This is a genomic window from Amycolatopsis sp. NPDC004368, assembly GCF_053602515.1.
In genome coordinates this window covers 23,259-42,164 of sequence record NZ_JBSGDT010000023.1, presented here as the reverse complement: position 1 = coordinate 42,164, position 18,906 = coordinate 23,259, and the positions used below count along the sequence as shown (strand labels likewise).

15 protein-coding genes and 1 pseudogene are annotated in these 18,906 nt (G+C 70.6%); 4 read left to right on the top strand and 12 right to left on the bottom strand.

Annotated elements, in window-relative coordinates; all coding sequences use genetic code 11:
- Positions 1-355 precede the first annotated feature (355 nt).
- The 5 genes from ACWEOE_RS27850 to ACWEOE_RS27830 all read right to left on the bottom strand — a co-directional run bounded on the left by ACWEOE_RS27850 (position 356) and on the right by ACWEOE_RS27830 (position 2,717).
- A complete protein-coding gene (locus ACWEOE_RS27850; RefSeq protein WP_452014173.1) occupies positions 356-928 on the bottom strand; it encodes a substrate-binding domain-containing protein in 573 nt (190 codons plus the stop codon).
- Between the two features lie 52 nt (positions 929-980).
- Entirely contained in the window at positions 981-1,268 is a 288-nt protein-coding gene (locus tag ACWEOE_RS27845; protein ID WP_452014171.1) for an ABC transporter permease subunit, read from the bottom strand.
- 237 nt (positions 1,269-1,505) lie between these two features.
- Positions 1,506-1,931: an ATP-binding cassette domain-containing protein gene (locus ACWEOE_RS27840; RefSeq protein ID WP_452014169.1), complete on the bottom strand. Its 426-nt coding sequence runs from the start codon at positions 1,929-1,931 to the stop codon at positions 1,506-1,508.
- Positions 1,932-2,049: 118 nt separating this feature from the next.
- Positions 2,050-2,346 (bottom strand): hypothetical protein, encoded by a 297-nt coding sequence (locus ACWEOE_RS27835; protein WP_452014371.1) that lies wholly within the window; start codon positions 2,344-2,346, stop codon positions 2,050-2,052.
- A 212-nt stretch (positions 2,347-2,558) separates the two neighbouring features.
- Positions 2,559-2,717, bottom strand: coding sequence for a hypothetical protein (locus ACWEOE_RS27830; RefSeq protein WP_452014167.1), 159 nt, complete (start codon positions 2,715-2,717; stop codon positions 2,559-2,561).
- 358 nt (positions 2,718-3,075) lie between these two features.
- Between ACWEOE_RS27830 and ACWEOE_RS27825 the strand changes: the two genes are divergently transcribed.
- Positions 3,076-8,547: an ATP-binding protein gene (locus ACWEOE_RS27825; RefSeq protein ID WP_452014165.1), complete on the top strand. Its 5,472-nt coding sequence runs from the start codon at positions 3,076-3,078 to the stop codon at positions 8,545-8,547.
- A gap of 153 nt (positions 8,548-8,700) precedes the next feature.
- Here ACWEOE_RS27825 and ACWEOE_RS27820 read toward each other — a convergent pair.
- Both ACWEOE_RS27820 and ACWEOE_RS27815 read right to left on the bottom strand, forming a co-directional pair.
- Positions 8,701-9,705, bottom strand: a pseudogene (locus tag ACWEOE_RS27820) (iron-containing alcohol dehydrogenase); the annotation flags it as partial.
- A 40-nt stretch (positions 9,706-9,745) separates the two neighbouring features.
- Entirely contained in the window at positions 9,746-10,855 is a 1,110-nt protein-coding gene (locus ACWEOE_RS27815) for a mandelate racemase/muconate lactonizing enzyme family protein (RefSeq protein ID WP_452014163.1), read from the bottom strand.
- A gap of 98 nt (positions 10,856-10,953) precedes the next feature.
- Between ACWEOE_RS27815 and ACWEOE_RS27810 the strand changes: the two genes are divergently transcribed.
- Positions 10,954-11,724: an IclR family transcriptional regulator gene (locus tag ACWEOE_RS27810; protein ID WP_452014161.1), complete on the top strand. Its 771-nt coding sequence runs from the start codon at positions 10,954-10,956 to the stop codon at positions 11,722-11,724.
- Positions 11,725-11,789: 65 nt separating this feature from the next.
- On the opposite strand, the gene ACWEOE_RS27805 is transcribed toward ACWEOE_RS27810, so the two are convergent.
- The 3 genes from ACWEOE_RS27805 to ACWEOE_RS27795 all read right to left on the bottom strand — a co-directional run bounded on the left by ACWEOE_RS27805 (position 11,790) and on the right by ACWEOE_RS27795 (position 14,979).
- A complete protein-coding gene (locus ACWEOE_RS27805) occupies positions 11,790-13,079 on the bottom strand; it encodes an MFS transporter (RefSeq protein WP_452014159.1) in 1,290 nt (429 codons plus the stop codon).
- 192 nt (positions 13,080-13,271) lie between these two features.
- Positions 13,272-13,778: a flavodoxin domain-containing protein gene (locus tag ACWEOE_RS27800; protein ID WP_452014157.1), complete on the bottom strand. Its 507-nt coding sequence runs from the start codon at positions 13,776-13,778 to the stop codon at positions 13,272-13,274.
- A gap of 70 nt (positions 13,779-13,848) precedes the next feature.
- Positions 13,849-14,979: a nitric oxide synthase oxygenase gene (locus ACWEOE_RS27795; protein ID WP_452014155.1), complete on the bottom strand. Its 1,131-nt coding sequence runs from the start codon at positions 14,977-14,979 to the stop codon at positions 13,849-13,851.
- 344 nt (positions 14,980-15,323) lie between these two features.
- On the opposite strand from ACWEOE_RS27795, the gene ACWEOE_RS27790 reads away from it, so the two are divergent.
- Both ACWEOE_RS27790 and ACWEOE_RS27785 read left to right on the top strand, forming a co-directional pair.
- Positions 15,324-16,382, top strand: a complete 1,059-nt coding sequence (locus ACWEOE_RS27790; protein ID WP_452014153.1) for a CobW family GTP-binding protein — start codon at positions 15,324-15,326, stop codon at positions 16,380-16,382.
- Positions 16,383-16,489: 107 nt separating this feature from the next.
- A complete protein-coding gene (locus tag ACWEOE_RS27785) occupies positions 16,490-16,765 on the top strand; it encodes a hypothetical protein (protein ID WP_452014151.1) in 276 nt (91 codons plus the stop codon).
- A 10-nt stretch (positions 16,766-16,775) separates the two neighbouring features.
- Here ACWEOE_RS27785 and ligD read toward each other — a convergent pair whose 3' ends face one another.
- Positions 16,776-17,777, bottom strand: a complete 1,002-nt coding sequence (gene ligD, locus ACWEOE_RS27780; protein ID WP_452014149.1) for a non-homologous end-joining DNA ligase — start codon at positions 17,775-17,777, stop codon at positions 16,776-16,778.
- Positions 17,774-18,856 carry an ATP-dependent DNA ligase gene (locus ACWEOE_RS27775; protein WP_452014147.1) on the bottom strand — a complete coding sequence of 361 codons (1,083 nt, stop codon included), beginning with the start codon at positions 18,854-18,856 and terminating at the stop codon, positions 17,774-17,776. The genes ligD and ACWEOE_RS27775 overlap by 4 nt, the downstream gene beginning before the upstream one ends.
- Positions 18,857-18,906 lie beyond the last annotated feature (50 nt).

Below are 18,906 nucleotides of genomic sequence, written 5' to 3'. Positions count from 1 at the left end.
ACGATTCAACGTGAATGTTCCTCTATGAGTAACGCCCCGTAAGAGTACGAGCTGCCCAACAACCGATCTTTCACCCCTTTGGTGGAGACGGACGTCTCATGTGCTCACTCATCGGCATGAAGCGCGTCCTCGATCGGTGTCCGCAAGCTGCCGAGTACGCCCGCAGAGCCTGGCTTTACCGGCCGCACGCCTGCCCGCCCGGTGTGCCACGCTCGGCGCCGTCACGGGGTCCCCCGGGCCCGGACGACCGTGAGGCGGTTCACCGTGTGCCTCGCCGCACAGACCGGCCCGACCGGCCCACCGCGACCTCGCCGCGTCCTGAACCAGGGTGTGATCGCCAGCACGCCGACGCGGCTCATGAGCCCGGGTTGAGCTCGGCGTACGCCTGCGCCGCGTTGTCCTTGGTGATCCGGCGCGTCGGCAACTTCTGCGTCTTCGGCAGCTGTCCACAGTCGACGAGCAGCTTCTTCGCCGCGGCCACGGCTTCCGCCCCGGTCGGGTAGCTGAACGTGGCCGACAGCCGCCCGGCCTCCACCGCCTTGATGCCACCCTCGGCGCGTTCCTTCGCCGGCGTCGAACCCGCGAGCCCCTTCAGCTCCACGATCTTCCCGCCCTGGGGCAGCAGGTGCTGTTTGAAGCACTCGCCCGCCTGGCGCTCGATGTCCACATCGTCCGCGCCGATGAACGACGTGTACGCGTCACCGTCCACTTTGCGGTCGAGCACGAGCACGGCAATGCCTTGCTCATAAGCCTTCTTGACAACACCGGTGAGCGACGTCGCCTCGTTGGGGCCGAGGGTCTCCCTTCCCTCTACGGCCCGGCCTGCGCCCGACCCGGGCGCACCCGTTGCAGCCGACCAGCAACGCGCCCGCCACCGTGCCCAGCACGGTCCCGCGCTCGCCCGAAGGCTGGTGCCGCCGATGACCACGGTGGCGATCGCGTTGAGCTCGTAACCGGCGCCGTCGTTGGGCCGCCGAAGTTCAACTGTCCCGCGTGGACGATGCCGGCGAGTGCGGCCAGCAGATCCTGAACACGAGCACCTTCACCCGCACCACGGGCACGCCGGAAAGCCGCGCGGCCTTCTCGTTGCCGCCGATCGCGTAGAGGTGACGGGAGAAGTCGCTCACCCCCAGCAGCACCACGGCGAGCGCGGCGACAACCACGCAGATGAGCGCGGGGATCGGCACGGTGCCGTCGAACGTCCGCTCTCCCAGCAGAGAGAACGGCACCAGCGCCTGGCCCGGGCCGTCGCCGTAAGTGATCGACACGCCCTCGCCGCCGGACCACATGCGGGCCAGACCACGCGACGAGGATCACCAGCGTCATGCCGACCGCGATGATGCCGATCTCGCAGATCGCGCGCACGACGTTGAGCAGGTTGCCGCTCTCGAGGAACACCAGCTCGCCGCCGTTCGAGGGCGCGAACACGATCGCGGCGATGGACACCACGACGAGGCCGAAGACGCTCTGGAGCCGCAAGAGCGTCGTGAGGATCGCGCGGCGGGTCACCGGACGTCTCCCATCGACGCGGCGAGCAGCTCGCCCTCGCCCGCCAATGCGGTGTCGAGCTCGTGCACGGTCTTGCCGCCAGGCAACACCACCACGCGGTCGCAAACTCCGACAAGCTCCGCGGGTTCGGACGACGCAAGTAAGATTCCGACACCCGTTTGTGCGACTTCTCCCAAGATCCGGTAGATCTCGGCCTTCGCGCCGACGTCGACGCCGCGGGTCGGTTCGTCGAGCAACAACAGTTGTGGCTTGGTGAGCAGCGCGCGTCCGAGAACCACCGTTTGCTGGTTGCCGCCGGACAGCGCCCCGACGGGATCAGCCGATGTGCGAAGTTTGACACCGAGCCGTTCGGCCGAGCGTTGTGCGGCTTCGCGCTCACGCCCGGCGGCGACGAACCCGAAGCGGGCCAGCGCGTCGACCACGGACAGGACGGTGTTGGAACACCGGATGTGCGCAACTGATCAATCACTGCGAACAATCGCTCAACCTCGCGCGGGGAGAGCGCCGAGGTGGGTTCGCCCATGATCAGGGTCTGTGCGTTCAGCGACAGAGCTTTGGCGATGGCCACCCATTGCTGTTCGCCGGTGCGCAACCGCTCGACGGGCGTGGTGGCGTCGAGGTCACACCGGACCGCTCCAGCAGCGCCTTCGTCTCGCGGAGCATGCGTTTGCGGTCGAGCAGGCCGTAGCGGGTATGCGGCTCACGACCGAGGAACACGTCCTCCGCCACGGAAAGCGCCGGCACGACGTACGCGGCGACGACGCCGTCGAGCTCCTGGTGGATCATCGCGACACCGGCCCGCTGCGCGTCGGCCGGGCGGGCGACCCGGACCGGCACCTCGCCGATCCGGATCGCCCCCTCCTCGGCGGGCCACCTCTCCGGAGAGAACCTTCATCAGGGTGGACTTGCCCGCCCCGTTCTCCCCGAGGAGTGCGTGCACCTCCCTCGCCCCCAAGTGCGTCAAGGCTTACGCCGCAAGCGTGCGGAAACGAACGAAACAGGACCGAACACCATCAGGATCTGCGAAAACCTACGCCCGAGCGAGGCAATCACGCCTCCTCGCCCGAGGGAAACTCCACCACCCCCGAAAGCTCCCCTTCCGCCGCGAGCAACTCCGTCCACACCGGACTCACCGTGAAGTGGTTGTCGAACTCCTCCTGCATCCACAGCGGAACCCATTCGACCTCCTCGAAGCAGCGCGAACCCAAAATAGTACGGCATCGAACTATTCGCAGCAAAACTACAGTCGGCGGGATTGAACACCTGATGACGATCACGCACCGGCGGGGCGACAAACGCCGGCCACTCTCCGCACTCCCGTGCTTTCCCCGGTCGGCACGCCGTACGGTTCCCGGGTGGTTTGTGGCAGACCTCGTGTGAAACGGGGCCCCGGCGGTGTGGCCTGGGCAACTTTTTGGCGGGTTCCCACAATGCAGCGGGTCCGGCATGCGCCATGCACGACATTGGTGTACCCGCCGGTAAGGGAGCAGGGTGTAAGCGAAGACAGGCGACGATCCGGGGACGGACGTCGCCTGCTGTGCGTGGGTACTTGGGAGGATCAGTCCGGTGTTCAGTCGTGTCGCCATCGTGAACCGCGGGGAAGCCGCAATGCGGTTGATCCACGCTGTCCGAGATCTTTCCGCGGAGACCGGGACACCGATCGAGACGGTCGCCCTCTACACCGACGCCGACCGGTCCGCGACGTTCGTGCGGGAAGCCGACATCGCGTACTCGCTCGGGCCGGCCTCGGCACGGCCGTACCTCGACCTCGCGAAGCTGGAGCAGGCGCTGGTCGAGACGAAGGCCGACGCCGCGTGGGTGGGCTGGGGATTCGTCGCCGAGGACCCGGCGTTCGCCGAGCTGTGCGAGAAGGTGGGGGTCACCTTCGTCGGGCCGAGCGCGGACGCCATGCGCAAGCTCGGGGACAAGATCGGTGCGAAGCTGATCGCCGAAGAGGTGGGCGTGCCCGTCGCGCCGTGGAGCCGCGGTGAGGTCGCGACGCTCGAAGACGCGCTGGCGGCCGGCGACAAGATCGGCTACCCGCTCATGCTCAAGGCCACGGCGGGCGGTGGCGGGCGCGGCATCCGCAAGGTGTCCTCGGCCGACGAGCTCACCGACGCCTACGAGCGCACCAGCCAGGAAGCCCTGCGCGCGTTCGGCAGCGGCATCGTGTTCCTGGAGCGCCTGGTCACCGGCGCCCGCCACGTCGAGGTCCAGGTGATCTCCGACGGCGAGACCGCGTGGGCGCTGGGCGTGCGCGACTGCTCGGTGCAGCGGCGCAACCAGAAGATCATCGAGGAGTCGGCGTCGCCGGTCCTCTCGCCGGAGCAGACGGCCGAGCTGAAGACCTCGGCCGAGCGGCTCGCGGTGAAGGTGGGCTACCGCGGCGCGTGCACCGTCGAATTCCTCTACCACCCGGGTGAGAAGCTGTTCGCCTTCCTCGAGGTGAACACCCGCCTGCAGGTGGAACACCCGATCACCGAGATCACCACCGGCACCGACCTGGTGCGGCTGCAGCTGCACGTCGCGAGCGGCGGCAAGCTCGAAGGCGAGCAGCCGGCCGAGCTCGGCCACGCCGTGGAGGCGCGGCTCAACGCCGAGGACCCCGACCGCGACTTCGCCCCCTCGCCCGGCCACATCGCGCGGCTGCTGCTGCCCGCGGGCCCGGGCATCCGCGTCGACACCGGCGTGAGCGAGGGCGACACGATCCCCGCCGACTTCGACTCGATGATCGCCAAGATCATCGCCTACGGCCGCGACCGCGACCAGGCGCTCGCCCGCCTGCGCCGCGCGATGTCCGAGACCACCGTGATCATCGAGGGCGGCGCCACCAACAAGAGCTTCGTGCTCGACCTGCTCGACCAGCCCGAGGTGATCGACGCGAGCGCCGACACGGGCTGGATCGACCGCGTGCGCGCCGAAGGCCGGCTGGTCACCACCAAGCATTCCGCGATCGCGCTCGCCGCCGCGGCCATCGAGGCCTACGAGGACGAGGAGGAGATGGCCCGCGTCCGGCTGCTGTCCACCGCGCGCGGCGGGCGGCCGCAGGTGCAGTTCGAGAGCGGACGGCCGCTCGACCTGAAGCTGCGGGGTGTCTCGTACCGCGTGAGCGTCGCGCGCATCGGGCCCAAGCGCTTCCGGGTCGGCATCAGCGGCGGCGGCGACGTGCACCCGGCCGACGTCGAGATCGAACGCTTCGACGCCCACAGCGGCCAGATCACCGTGAACGGCACGCGGTTCCGCCTCGTCGCCGCCACCCACGGCCCGACCCACCTGGTCGAGGTCGACGGCATCACCCACCGCGTGAGCCGCGACGAGGGTGGCGTCGTCCGCTCCCCCGCGCCCGCGCTGGTGGTCGCGACGCCGCTGGCGGTCGGCGACGAGGTCGACGGCGGCGCGCCGATCCTCGTGCTCGAGAGCATGAAGATGGAGACGGTGCTGCGCGCGCCGTTCCGGGCCCGGGTGCGTGAGCTGCCCGTGTCGGTCGGCAGCCAGGTCGAGACCGGCGCCGCGCTGATGCGCCTCGAGCCGCTGGCCGACGGGGACGAAGCCGAGGAGGCCGCCGGCGCGGGCGAGGCCGTGGAGATCGAGCTGCCCGCCGAACCCACGGCCACCGCGCCCGCCGACCGCGCGGACCGCGGGCTGCAGGACCTGTGCAGCCTGCTGCTCGGGTTCGACGTCGACCCGCACGACCAGCGCCGCACGCTCGCGGGGTACCTCGCCGCGCGGGCCGACCTGGGTGCCGCCCGGCCGCTGACCAGCGAGGTGGAGCTGCTGCGGGTGTTCGCCGACCTGTCGGAGCTCACGCGCAACAAGCCGGCGGGCGAGGACGTGAGCGCGGCCAGCCCGGTGCACAGCCCGCGCGAGTACCTGCACGCGTACCTGCAGAGCCTCGACGTGGAGCGCGCCGGCCTGCCCGAGACGTTCCAGGCGCGCCTGCGCCGCGTGCTCGGCCACTACGGGGTGACCGACCTCGAGCGCACGCCGGAGCTGGAGGAAGCGGTGTTCCGCATCTTCCTGGCCCAGCAGCGCGCCTCGTCCGACGTCGCGATCATCACGGCGCTGCTGCGGCAGTGGCTCACGGAGGCGCCGCCGACCGGCGACCTGCGGGAGGAGGCCGGTCTGGCGCTGGAGCACCTGGTGGCCGCCACGCAGGTGCGCCACCCGGCGGTGAGCGACATCGCCCGTGGCGTGGTGTTCCGCTGGTTCGCCCAGCCGCTGCTGCGCCGCGCGCGGGCCGAGGTCTACGCCGAGGTGCGCCGGAGCCTGCGCCACCTCGACCGGAACCCCGACGCGCCGGACCGCGCCGAGCTCATCGCCGGCATGGTGGCGAGCTCCGAACCGCTGGTACGGCTGCTCGGCCAGCGCATCGGCCGGCCCGGCACGGACCCCGCGCCGCTGCTGGAGGTGCTGACCCGGCGTTACTACGGCAACAAGAGCCTGTCCGAAATCGAACGTCGCGAAGTCGCGGAGTGTGTGTTCGTCACCGCGGAGCACGCCGAACCCGCCCGCGTGATCACCACGGCGGTGGATTTCGAACACCTGCCCGCAGCGGTGCGTGCGGCCGGTGAGCTGGCGAACGGCACCGGCACGTACGCCGTGGCCGACATCTACGTGACGTGGGCCGACCAGCCGGACACCGACACGATGGCCGCGCGCCTCGGTGAGGTCATTGCCGCGCAGCCGCTGCCCGAGGGGATCAACCGCATCACCACCACTGTCGCCGGTGGTGGCGGTGCGGTGATGCACCACCACTTCACGTTCCGCCGGGGCGCCGAAGGTTTCGCGGAGGACCGGCTGATCCGCGGCCTGCACCCGCGCGTGGCCGAGCGCATGCAGCTGGAGCGGCTGCAGGAGTTCGACCTCACGCGCCTGCCGTCGGCCGACGAAGAGGTGTACCTGTTCAAGTCCGTGGCGAAGGCCAACCCGGCCGACGAGCGGCTGGTGGCGATGGCGCAGGTGCGTGACCTCACGCCGCTGCGCGAGGCCGACGGCCGGCTCGTGTCGCTGCCCGCGGCCGAGGACACGCTGGCCGCGTGCCTCGACGCGATCCGCAACGTGCAGGCGCAGCGCCCGGCGCGCAAACGCTTCGACACCAACCGGATCGTCGTCTACGTGTGGCCGCCGAGCGACCTCACGATGGACGAGCTGAACCTGCTCGCCCAGCGCGTGCTGCCGTCCACGGCGGGCGCGGGCCTCGAGGAGATCCAGTTCCTGGCGCGACGGCGCAACCCCGAGACAGGCGAGCTGACCGAGCTGGCCGTGACGATCCGCAACGAGGCGGGCTCGGGTGTGCGCCTGTCCGTCGGCGAGCCGCCGCGGGAACCGGTGCAGCCGCTGGACGACTACCGGCAGAAGGTGCTGCGCGCCGCGCGGCGCGACACCGTGTACCCGTACGAGCTCACCGACCTGCTCGCCGGTGGCGGCACGTTCACCGAGCACGACCTCGACGACAGCGGCGCCCTCGTGCCGGTCGATCGGCCGAAGGGGCGCAACAAGGCCGGCATCGTCGCGGGTGTCGTCTCCACGCCGACCGACCGGGTGCCCGAGGGCGTCACGCGCGTGGTGCTGCTCGGTGACCCGACGAAGTCCCTCGGTGCGCTGGCGGAGCCGGAGTGCGCGCGGGTGATCGGTGCGCTCGACCTGGCCGAGCGGATGCAGGTGCCGGTCGAGTGGTTCGCGTTGTCGTCCGGCGCCAAGATCTCCATGGACTCCGGTGTGGAGAACATGGACTGGATCGCGGCGGCGCTCAAGCGGATCGTCGAGTTCACCCAGGACGGCGGAGAGATCAACATCGTCGTCTCCGGCATCACCGTCGGCGGCCAGCCGTACTGGAACGCCGAAGCCACGATGCTCATGCACACCAAGGGCATCCTGGTGATGACGCCGGACTCGGCGATGGTGCTCACCGGCAAGCAGTCGCTCGACTTCTCCGGCGGCGTGTCGGCCGAGGACAACTTCGGCATCGGCGGTTACGACCGCGTGATGGGCCCCAACGGCCAGGCGCAGTACTGGGCGCCGAACCTGGCGGGCGCGCGCGACGTGCTGATGGCGCACTACTCGCACACCTACGTCGTCCCGGGCGAGCCCGGCCCGCGCACCGCCGCGACGGCCGACCCGGTGAACCGCGACATGTCCGACTTCCCGCACGCGATCGTCGACAGCGACTTCACCACGGTGGGCCAGATCTTCTCGGCCGAGCACAACCCGGACCGCAAGAAGCCGTTCGACATCCGCACGGTGATGCGCGCACTGTCCGATCAGGACCACCCGGTGCTGGAACGCTGGGCGGGCATGGCCGACGCGGACACGGCGGCGGTGCAGGACGTGCACATCGGCGGGCACCCCGTGTGCCTGCTGGGCATCGAGTCGCGCGCCGTGCCGCGCCGCGGGTTCCCTCCCACCGACGGCCCTGACGCGTTCACCGCGGGCACGCTGTTCCCGCGTTCGTCCAAAAAGGTCGCCCGCGCCATCAACTCGGCGAGCGGCAACCGTCCCCTGGTGGTGCTGGCGAACCTGTCGGGCTTCGACGGCTCACCCGAGTCCATGCGCAAGCTGCAGCTCGAGTACGGCGCCGAGATCGGCCGCGCGATCGTGAACTTCGACGGTCCGATCGTGTTCACCGTGATCTCCCGCTACCACGGTGGGGCGTTCGTGGTGTTCTCGAAGGCACTCAACCCGAACATGACGGTGCTCGCGCTGGAGGGCTCGTTCGCTTCGGTGCTCGGCGGGGCGCCGGCCGCCGCGGTGGTGTTCTCGGGTGAGGTCGACACCCGCACGGCCAACGACCCACGTGTGTCGACGCTGCAGGCCCGCCTCGGCGAGCTCAGCGGCGCCGAGCGGGCCGCGACCGCGGCCGAGCTGGTGGAGGTGCAGTCGTCCGTGCGGGCCGAGAAACTCGGCCAGGTGGCGGCCGAGTTCGACCGGGTGCACAGCATCCAGCGCGCCGTCGAGGTCGGCTCGGTCGACGCGATCGTCAGCGTGGCGGACCTGCGGCCGCGGATCGTGGAGGCGATCGAGCACGGGTTGAAGCGATAGGTTGTCTGTATCGGGGCAACGCCGGGCCCTGTGGGGTCCGGCGTTTCTTTTTGTGTCCTCAGTAGACCGATGCGAGGAGCTCCTCGACTCGGCCTGGTCCGGGATGCGAGGGGCGTTCTTCGTCACGGCGTCCGCCAGGGCGGCCGACGCCACCGCCGGGAGATCTTCCTGGGTGAGGCCGAACGAACGGAGCGGGCGTTTGAGGTCGACGGCCGCGGAGATCGCGGCAACGGCTTCTTGTGCGTCTTGTGCGGCGGGGGCGCGGAGTGAATCGGCGACGGTGGCGTAGGCGGCTTCGGCGAAGGGGGCCGTGTAGGTCATCACTTCCTCCAGGACGGCGGCGAGTGCGACGCCGTGGGGAGTGCCGGTGCGGGCGGTGATGGCGTGGCCGAGACCGTGGACCAGGCCGAGACCGGAGCGTCTCAGGGCGTGGCCCGCGAGGTGCGCGCCGAGCATGAGGTGGGAGCGGGCTTCGAGGTTCGCGCCGTCGCGGTGGGCCACGGGGAGCCATTCGCCGACGAGGGCGACCGCGCGGGCGGCGTCGGCGGCCGAGACCGCGTCGGCGCCGCGCGAGGCGAGGGATTCGACACCGTGGACGAGGGCGTCGAGGCCGGTGGCGGCGGTGATCGCGGCGGGCAGTCCGAGGGTGAGCTCGGGGTCGAGCACGGCGATCCGCGGCCGGACCGAGTCGTGTCCGAGGCAGAGCTTGCGGCGGGAGTGGACATCCTCCACGACGCCGAAGCCGTTGGTCTCGGCGCCGGTGCCCGAGGTCGTGGGCACGGCGATGATCGGCAGTCCGGCCGAGGCGGACCAGAGCGCGTCGGCGTCGGCGGCGTGCGAGCCGGGATTGCCGGCCAGCAGCGAGATTCCCTTGGCGGCGTCGAGGGCCGAGCCGCCGCCGAGGGCGATCACGACGCACCGCCCGTATTCGCGCAGGCGTGCGGCGCCGCGGTCGAGTTCCGTCGTCGCGGGATTGGGGCCGACGTCCTCGTGTGCTGCGCATTCGACGCCGGCCGCGGCGAAGATCTTCTCGACGCGGCCGAGGATTCCCGTCGCGCGCAGCCCGCGGTCGGTCACCACGAAGACCCGCGTTCCGCCCAGTTCGGCGGCGAACTCCGGTAGCCGGTCGACGAAGCCGGGTCCGAACTCGGCCCGCACCACGTGCGCCCCCTTCTTCAGCGGTGGACAAGTCGACAAGTCAGAGGCGCCACCGGGCCACCGCTTCCTCGTCGAGCTGGACGCCGAGCCCTGGTTGTCGCGGAACGGCGAGCTCGCCGTCGGGGGTGATCGCGAGGGGTTCGGCCAGCATGAAGTCGCGCCGGTGCGGGGTCCAGCCCGGCGGGTCGTACGGGAACTCCAGGTACGGACCGGCGCCGACGCCCGCGGCCAGTGCCAGGTTCGCGAGCAGGCCGATGCCGTTGGTCCAGCTGTGCGGGGTGAACGCGCGATGTTTGAAGTGTGCGACCTCGGCTAGTGTTCGAGCGCGGTGCATTCCCACCGCCAGAACCGCGTCCATCTGGTAGACGTCGAGCACGTCTTGTTCGAGATAGCACAACAGGTCGGGCACCGAGTGGTGCATTTCTCCCGCGGCGATGCGCAGGCCGGGGTTCTCGGCGCGCAGGGTGCGGAACCCGTCGAGATCGGCGTAGGGCAAGGGCTCCTCGACCCAGAACACGTCGAGCTCGGCCAGGCGGCGCACCAGCCGTCGGGTCGCGGCGAGGTCGATGGCGGGCGCGGTGTCACCGGCCATGCGCCACGACTGGTTGAGATCCACCATGAGGTGAAAATCCGACCCCAGCGCCTCGCGCACGGCCGCGACGGTCTCGACTCCCTCGTCGGCGCGGGCACGGTCGACGCGGATCTTGAGCGCGCGGAACCCGGCTTCGCGTGCCTGGTGGGCGGCCTCGACGCGTTCGGCCGGGGACTTCAGCTCCGCCGACGACGCGTACACGGGCAGGGCGCGCGCGGCGTTGCCGAACAACGCCGCGACGGGCAGACCGGCGACCTGGCCGATGACGTCCCAGAGCGCGGCTTCGAGCGGCCAGTAGCGGCCGCCGTGGAAGTTGGCGGTCTCGATCGCCTTCACGTGCTGGACGATGTCCAGCGGATCCTTGCCGACGAACAGGTGCGCCACGGCCTCGAACCCCGCCATTGTGTCCCCCGAGCCGACGCCGGTGACGCCTTCGTCGGTGTGGACGCGCACGAGCGTGGCATCGAAGTGCCGCCGCGGCTCGGGATCCCACGCCGCGCACAGCGGCGGTTCGAGCGGCAACCGCAGCCGGTCGAGGGTGATCGCGGTGATCTTCATCGACCCCGACGCTACGAGCCGGCTCGGGCCGCCGACAAGGATGCGTGGGACATCGCAATGTGAGTTGCGCTCAGGCCAACTCGGTTTAGGGTTCGGCCATGTCACCCACCGGCCGTCGGCCGGGGCACGGTTTGCGTCGTGACCTCGACCTGCTCGAGGCGCTCGCCTCGGGTGAGGCGCAGCGTTGTGGCGGGCTGGGCGTCGTGCGGCTCGCGCAGCTGGCGGGGCGGGAGAAGAGCCAGGTGTCGCGGGCGCTGCGAGCGCTCGCGGAGGAGGGTGTGGTCGAGCGGGATCCGGATACCCTGCGCTACCGCATGGGGCGCAGGCTGTTCTCGCTCGTCGCGCGGAGTGGCGAGGATCGGCTGGTGCGGGCGGCGGAGTCCGTGATGCACTCGCTTTCGGCGGACCTCGAGGAGACGAGCCACCTGTGCGTGCTGCGGGATCGTGAGGTGCTGACGCTGCTGTCGGTGTCGGGCCACTCGTTTCGCGTCCACGAGTGGGAGGGCCGCGGCGTGCCGGCCGACCGCACGTCCGCGGGGCGCGTGCTGCTGTTCGACGCGACTCCCGACGAGCTCTACGTGCGGTTCCCCGGGCATGTCTCGCTGCCGTCGCTGTGGGCGACGATCCGGGTGGCGCGGGAAGCCGGTTTCGCCCAGGTGGCGGAGGAGTTCGAGCCCGGTCTGTCCGGCGTTTCGGCGCCGATCCGTGACTTCCGGGGACGGGTGGTCGCGGCGTTGAACATCTCGGCGCCGCACACCCGCATCGGCGCCCGGCTCGCGGTGGCCGGGCGCCGGACCGTGGCGGCGGCGGACGTGGTTTCGGGGCTGCTGGGGTGGGACGCCGAACCGCCGGACGGGAAGCTGACGTGACCCGGAGCGGGCCGCCAGCCACGCCCCGTGGTGGCCGGACCCCAGGGGGCCGGGTGGGAGCGGGCCTACGCGCCCGAGCTCGCCGGTGCCGTGGTCGCCGCCGTGTCGCCGAAGCGGATGGACTTGGCTTCCTTGCCCAGGGCCGTCAGGACGGCGACGCCGACCAGAGCGGGGATGACCGTCCACAGTAGAGCGGCCGGATACCCCTGCGACTGCGCGATGCCTTCCTGGATCGGCAGGTTCAGCGCGGCCAGCAGGTTGCCCAGCTGGTAGGTGACGCCGGGGTAGAAGCCGCGGATGGCGTCGGGCGACATCTCGGTGAGATGGGCCGGGATGACGCCCCACGCGCCCTGCACCATGATCTGCATGAGGAACGACCCGAGGGCCAGCATGCCCGCACCGTGGTCGAACGCGAAGATCGGGATGATCGGCAGACCCAGCACGGCGGCGCTGACGATGGTCACTCGCCGGCCGAAGCGTTCCGACAGCGCGCCGAACGTGAGGCCGCCGATGATCGCGCCGATGTTGTAGATCACGGCGATCCACGTGCTCGTCGAGGCGCTCAGGCCGACGCCGCCGTGGTCGGTGGACTTGAGGAACGTCGGGTACACGTCCTGGGTGCCGTGGCTGAGCCAGTTGAACGCCGTCATCAGCACGATCAGGTACGCGAAGCGGCGGATGACCTTGCCGTTGAGCAGCACGTCCTTCACCGACGTACGCGTGACCCGCATTTTCTCCTGCGCGGCCTCCCACACCTCGGATTCCTTGACGCGCGAACGGATCAGCAGGCTGATCAGCGCCGGGAACACGCTCAGCACGAAGATCCAGCGCCAGTCCAGGTTCAGCGCGGTGTGGAACAGCAGGTACGCCAGCGCGGCCACCAGGTAACCGCTCGAGTAGCCGGCCTGCAGCACCCCCGAGAAGAACCCGCGCCGCTGCACCGGAATCTTCTCCATGGCCAGCGCGGCGCCCAGGCCCCACTCGCCACCCATGCCGATGCCGTAGACGAACCGCAGGATCAGCAACACGGTGAAGTTCGGCGCCACCGCGCAGAGCACGCCGGCGACTGAGTACAGCAGCACGTCCACCATCAACGGGATCCGCCGGCCGACGCGGTCCGCCCACAGGCCGAACACCAGCGCCCCCACCGGGCGCATCACGAGCGTCGCCGTGGTGATGAACGCCAGCTGCGTCGCGGTCGCGCCGAAGGACTTGTCCTTCGCGATGTCCGCCAGGATGAACACGACCAGGAAGTAGTCGAACGCGTCCATGGTCCATCCGAGCCAGGCGGCGATGAACGCGTTGCGCTGGTCCGAGGTGAGTTTGGGTTTCTTGCCCGCCGTGGCATCCGGCACCGGAGTCCCCCTGCTCGTTGGTGAGTTTCGAGGTGTCGCCGGTGTTGGTTTACACCTGGGTGAGTGACCCGGCAACCGATGTGGTTTGGCGGTTTTCCCGCCATTCAAGGGTTTTGGGCGGATTCCCGCGCAGACCGAGCAGGGCGCGCGAGGGTCAAGAAGACGAGCGTCACAGGTGAAACGGGCAAGGGTTCAGAGAGAAACGTGCGAGCTCACGTGGTGCCCGACATCGCGCGCCCACGTGCGAATCCGCGCCCAGTCACGGAAATCGCCGACGCGCGACCCGCGCGCCATCAAGCGCGGCAGAACGCCGCGGACGAGCGTGGGGTCCAGCCGCCCGCCGAAGGTCGTGGTGCGTTCCGCGTCGATGCTTGCCGCCAGCAGGGCCACGGACGCCGGCAGGCTCACGTGCGCCAGCGAAGCGCCCGGGCCGCACGGGCCACTGTGGAAGAGCCAGACCTGACGCTCGCGCAGAGCCGCCACGTTGCGCTCCAGCAGCCGGACCGCCGACGGGCGCCAGCGCGAGTAGTACAGCGCACTGCCGACCACCACGGCCGAGTACGCGGTCACGTCGGCGACGTCGGCCGCGTCGCGGGTGTCGACGGTGTGGCCGAGGGCGCGCAGCTCTTGCGAGACCACCTCGGCGATCTCGCGGGTGCCGCCGGTCTTGCCTGCGTGAGCGACGAGCACTGCGGTCATGAGCCCCATTGTCCGCCCTCGGCGGACCGTCGGCGCCCCCAGTCGCCAGGGATCCGCCGAACGGCTGTTCTCATTGGCCAGGCAGCAGGAACGCCGGGCGCGTCGAGGGATCGGGTGCGTCGTAGTAGCGGTGGAAAACCGCGGTCTGGGCGCCGGAAAGCGGTGGGACGACCCAGCTCCAGTCGGCCGGGCACGAGCGGCCCGCTCGCTCCTCGCGCTCGAGGTGCGTCAGGAACCGCCCCGACTCCGAGTGGTGGTCGGCGATCGTGACACCCGCTTGGTCGAACGAATGCTGCACCGCGAGCGTGAGCTCGACCAGCGCGCGATCACGCCACAGCGTGCGATCGTCGTCGGTGGGCAGGCCCATGAGGCCGGCGATCACGGGCAAAAGGTTGTAGCGCGTGCGGTCGGCGAGGTTGCGCGCGCCGATCTCCGTGGCCATGTACCAGCCGTTGAACGGGGCCGCCGAGTACCGCACGCCGCCGATTTCCAGGGGCATGTTGCTGATGGCGGGCACGGCGTGCCAGCGCAGGCCGAGGCTCGCGAACCAGCGGTGGTCCGGGTGCGTGAGCGGCACCTCCAGCACGGCGTCGGCGGGCAACCCGAACGGCTGCGGCGAACCGGGTTCCGCCTCGACCAGCAGCGGCAGCACGTCGAACGAACCCCGCCGTTCGGGCGGGTGCCAGCCCAGCTCGCGCACGGTTTCGGTGAACCCGACGTACTGCGGATCGCCCAGCACGGAGCCGTCTTCGAGGCGGTAGCCGGCGTAGCGGATGAGCTGGTCGTTGTGGATGCGCGGGCCCGGCGTGGTGGCGCTGTCCGGTGCGAACACCGTGAGCGTGGGCCGCAGCCGGCCGGCGCGGGTGGCTTCGCGCAGGTGCGTGACGCATTCGGCGGCGACTCCGGCGGCGTCGCGCACGTCGCGGCGGTCGCGCACGCGCAGGCCGCGCCAGTAGAGGCGGCCGATGCAGCGCGCGGAGTTGCGCCACGCGACCCGCGCGCCGTACGCCAGCTCGGCGTAGGTGTGGCGGTAGGAACCGGTTTCGGCGATCTCCTCCTTGATCTGCGCGAGGCGCTCGTCCAAGCGCAGGCCGGGCACGGCGGCTTCGGCGTGGCACAGGCGGAGGAATTCCTCGGCCTCCGCGTATTCGACACTTATCACTCTTTCGCGTGATACCGCTTCGTCGAGCTTCACTCGCATGGACGCAACGGTCACCGGGCTACTCCACTCTTCGAACGCACAACCCGCGATACGCAGGGAAGACCCACTGTTCCTCCGTCATTCGGTGCTGATCCGAGTCGACAGCGTAAAACCCCGTAGCCCCAAGGGTTCGCCAAGCCGGGAAGCGTACCCGAAGCGACGTTGGAGGCAACCGCCGAATGTGTCTGCGACACCGCGAAAATGGGATAGACGCAGGTGAGCGACGCGGAAATAAATGCGTTACGGCGACCTTGCGGATTGTGTGTGCGGAAAATTGATCACGACCTGGAAGCGGTTCCGTGATCGTCTGGCGTAGAGTCGCAGTGACGGCAGGAGGGTGTGGGTTGGCCAGGCAGCGGATTCCGGTGGTCCTCGTCGCGGGTTTCCTCGGCTCGGGCAAGACCACGATGCTCAACCACCTGCTCGCCAACCGCCAGGGCGCGCGGGTCGGCGTCGTCGTCAACGACTTCGGCAGCGTGAACATCGACGCGCTCGCCGTGTCCGGCCAGGTCGACACCATGGTGTCGCTCGGCAACGGCTGCCTCTGCTGCGCCGACGACGCGAGCGGTCTCGACGCCATGCTCGGCCGGCTTTCGCGCGCCGAGGCGGGCATCGACGTGATCGTGGTCGAGGCCAGCGGCATCGCCGAGCCCCGCGACCTGCTGCGCCTGATGATCGCGAGCGAGAACCCCGACATCCGCTACGGCGGGCTCGCCGAGGTCGTCGACGCAGCCGAGTTCGAGAGCAGTCGCGAACGCCACCCCGAGCTGGCCGAGCACCTGCGCATCGCCGACCTGGTCGTGGTCAACAAGGCCGACCGCGTGGCGCCCGGCGAGCTCGCCAAGCTGACCGCGACCGTCGAGGAGCTCGCGCCGGGCGTGCCGGTGCTCGTGACCGACCACGGCCGCGTGGACCCGCAGCTGTTCTTCGACCCGAAGCCCCGCGAGAGCTTCGGCCAGCTGTCCTTCGACGACCTGCGTGAGCACGACGATCACTCCGAGCACCTGCACGCGGCGTACGAGAGCGTCACGTTCACCACCGACCGGCCCCTCTCGCCGCGGCGGCTGCTGGCGTTCCTGGAACAGCGCCCGCCCGGCCTCTACCGCGTGAAAGGCCACGTGGACCTGGGGCCGCGCGAGCGCTTCGGGCTGCACACCGTGGGCGCGTTCATCCAGCTCGACCGCTCCGCGTGGCCGGCCGAGCGGCGCACCGAGCTCGTGCTCATCGGCGCCGGGCTCGACGCCGACGACGTCACGCGCAGGCTGACCGGGTGCCTCGCCGAAGACGACACGATCGACGAACGCGGCCTCCTGCGGATCCTGCGTTACCTCGACGAGCCGGGTGAACCCGGCGAATCGCACGAACCGGCGCCTGACCAGGGCGAACCGTCCCCCGAGGACTGACCACGCCACGCCGAACACCGCCAAACGCACGGATTCGGCCCCGAGGCGACGGAAGATGACTGTGACGAAGGAATGAAGCTGAACCGGCCTCCCAGGAGGACAGTTCCATGGCGACCATCCCCACAGTCCACACCGCGACCCGCTGGTACCTCGTCGGCGCCCTGCCGGACGACGCCCCCGTCGCCCACCTGATGACCCGCGTCGGCGACCTCCGCTACCGCCGGTCGGTCTGCGGCGACCGCGAATCGCGCACCTGGACGCCGATCGACCTCACGGCCCCGGGCACCGGCGACGTCACGCCGTGCCCGGACTGCGCGGCGACGTTGTCGGGCGCACCACCGGGTGGCGGTGACCAGCTGGCCTTCGACCTGCCGTTCGAGTGAAGCCCGAGCCTCAGGCCTTCTTCGCGCGACTCGGCGCCACCCGCGGCGGCTCGCCCGGCATCTTCGGGTACACCGGCGGCCACGGTGCGTCCATCAGGCCGGAAGCCAAGTCCTCACGGGACAGTTCCAGCAGCGGCTCGATCGACTGCGGCCGGTCGTTCGCCTCGGCCCACGGATCACCCTGCTCGGCCACCATTGCCGGGACGGTCGAGAGGGTGAGGCTGTCCGGCACGACCGTGGCGAGGCCGGCCCACGAGATCGGCGTCGAGACCTGGCCGCCGATCCGCGGGCGCACGCACCAAGCACCGAAAACCGTTTTGTGCGGCGCGTTCTGGTTGAAGTCCACGAAGACGCGGGCGCCGCGTTCCTCCTTCCACCACTGGGCCGTGATGAGGTCCGGGTGGCGGCGTTCGAGGGCGCGCGCGAGGGCGACGGCGGCGGCGCGCACCTGGTAGCCGTCCCAGCGCGGTTCGAGGATGGCGTAGAGGTGCAGGCCGCGGGAGCCGGACGTTTTCACGTGGACCTCGATGCCCAGCTCGCTCAGGTAGTCGCGCACGAGCACGGCCGCCTCCCGTAGTTGCGGGAAGCCGATGCCGGGTGAGGGGTCGAGGTCGATGCGCAGTTCGTCGGCGATGTCGAGCGACGCCGCACGGTTGGGCCAGACGTGGAAGCCGAGGCAGCCCTGGTTCACGGCCCACAGCACGTGGGCGAGGTCGGCGGCCACGAGGGCGTCGCTGGTGGTGCCGTTGGGAGTGGCGACCTCCGTGGTGGTCAGCCAGTCCGGGGCGGTTTTGGGGACGCGCTTCTGGAACCAGCTCTTGCCGCCCGCGCCGTCGGGGTAGCGCTCCAGCAGGAGCGGGCGGCCGCCGAGGCGGGCGAGCAGCGGGCCGGCCACGGCCTGGTAGTAGCGCACGAGGTCGAGCTTCGTCTCGCCGCGCTCGGGGAAGTACACCTTGTCCGGGCTGGAGATCGTGAGCTCGACGCCATCGAGCTCCAGCACCACGCCGCTCATCTCGCCTCCCCGAACAGCGTCGCCAGCTCGGCGGGCGGGGCTTCCTCCAGCTGCGCGTACGTGCACGAAGCGGGGTCACGGTCGGGGCGGAAGCGCACGAGCCGGCCGCCGTGGCGGAAGCGGCCACCCTGCAGGTGCTCGTAGCGGACCTCCGCCACCCACTCCGGCCGCACCGCCTCCCACGACAGATCCTTCTGCGGCGCCCACCGGCTGTTGGCGCCCGGTCGCCGGCCGGGCTCGGGTTCGTACTCGGCCCAGGTGCGCCAGGGGTGGCCCTCCAGCGCGTTTTCCCGCAGCGGCGCCAGTTCGTCCACCAGCTCCCGGCGCCGGGCGGCGGTGAAACTGCTGGCGACACCCACGTGGTGCAGCGTGCCGGCGTCGTCGAAAAGGCCGAGCAGCAGTGAGCCGACGCCCTGCCCGTCCTTGTGCCAGCGGAACCCGGCGACGACGCAGTCGGCCGTGCGCTCGTGCTTGACCTTCCACATCACGCGTTTGTCCTGCTCGTACGGCTGGTCGGCGGGCTTGGCCATCACGCCGTCGAAACCCGCGCCCTCGAACCGGGTGAACCAGTCCTGCGCGGTGTCCGGATTCGTGGTCAGCGGTGTCAGGTGGACGCGGCGCAGACCGCCGTCCGGGTTGTCGCCGAGCGCCTCCTCCAGCAGCCTCCGCCGGACGCTGAACGGCTCGCCGGTGAGGTCGCGCTCCCCCAGCGCCAGCAGATCGAACGCGACGAAACTCGCCGGCGTCTCCTCAGCCAGCTTCCGCACGCGGCTGGCGGCCGGGTGCAGCCGCAGCTGCAGCGCCTCGAAGTCGAGGCCGGCCGGGGTGACCAGCACGATCTCGCCGTCGACCACGCACTTGTCCGGCAGGGCCTCGGTGAGCAGGCCGACCAGCTCGGGGAAGTAGCGCGTGAGCGGCCGGTCGTTGCGCGAACCCAGCTCCACCTCGGCGCCGTCGCGGAACACGACGCAGCGGAACCCGTCCCACTTGGGCTCGAACCACAGCCCCTCGCTGCGGGGGACCTCGTGCACGGCTTTGGCGAGCATCGGCCGCACGGGCGGCATCACGGGAAGCTCCACCCGGCCGATCCTAGGCGCCGCACCGCTGACCTGGCCTGTTTTGGCGATTC

Bases quoted from the DNA above. Each gene is read 5' to 3' on its own strand.
- ACWEOE_RS27815 (WP_452014163.1), bottom strand. From the start codon at position 10,855: ATGAAGATCACCGCGATCACCCTCGACCGGCTGCGGTTGCCGCTCGAA.
- ACWEOE_RS27810 (WP_452014161.1), top strand. From the start codon at position 10,954: ATGTCACCCACCGGCCGTCGGCCGGGGCACGGTTTGCGTCGTGACCTC.
- ACWEOE_RS27800 (WP_452014157.1), bottom strand. From the start codon at position 13,778: ATGACCGCAGTGCTCGTCGCTCACGCAGGCAAGACCGGCGGCACCCGC.
- ACWEOE_RS27795 (WP_452014155.1), bottom strand. From the start codon at position 14,979: ATGCGAGTGAAGCTCGACGAAGCGGTATCACGCGAAAGAGTGATAAGT.
- ACWEOE_RS27785 (WP_452014151.1), top strand. From the start codon at position 16,490: ATGGCGACCATCCCCACAGTCCACACCGCGACCCGCTGGTACCTCGTC.
- ligD (WP_452014149.1), bottom strand. From the start codon at position 17,777: ATGAGCGGCGTGGTGCTGGAGCTCGATGGCGTCGAGCTCACGATCTCC.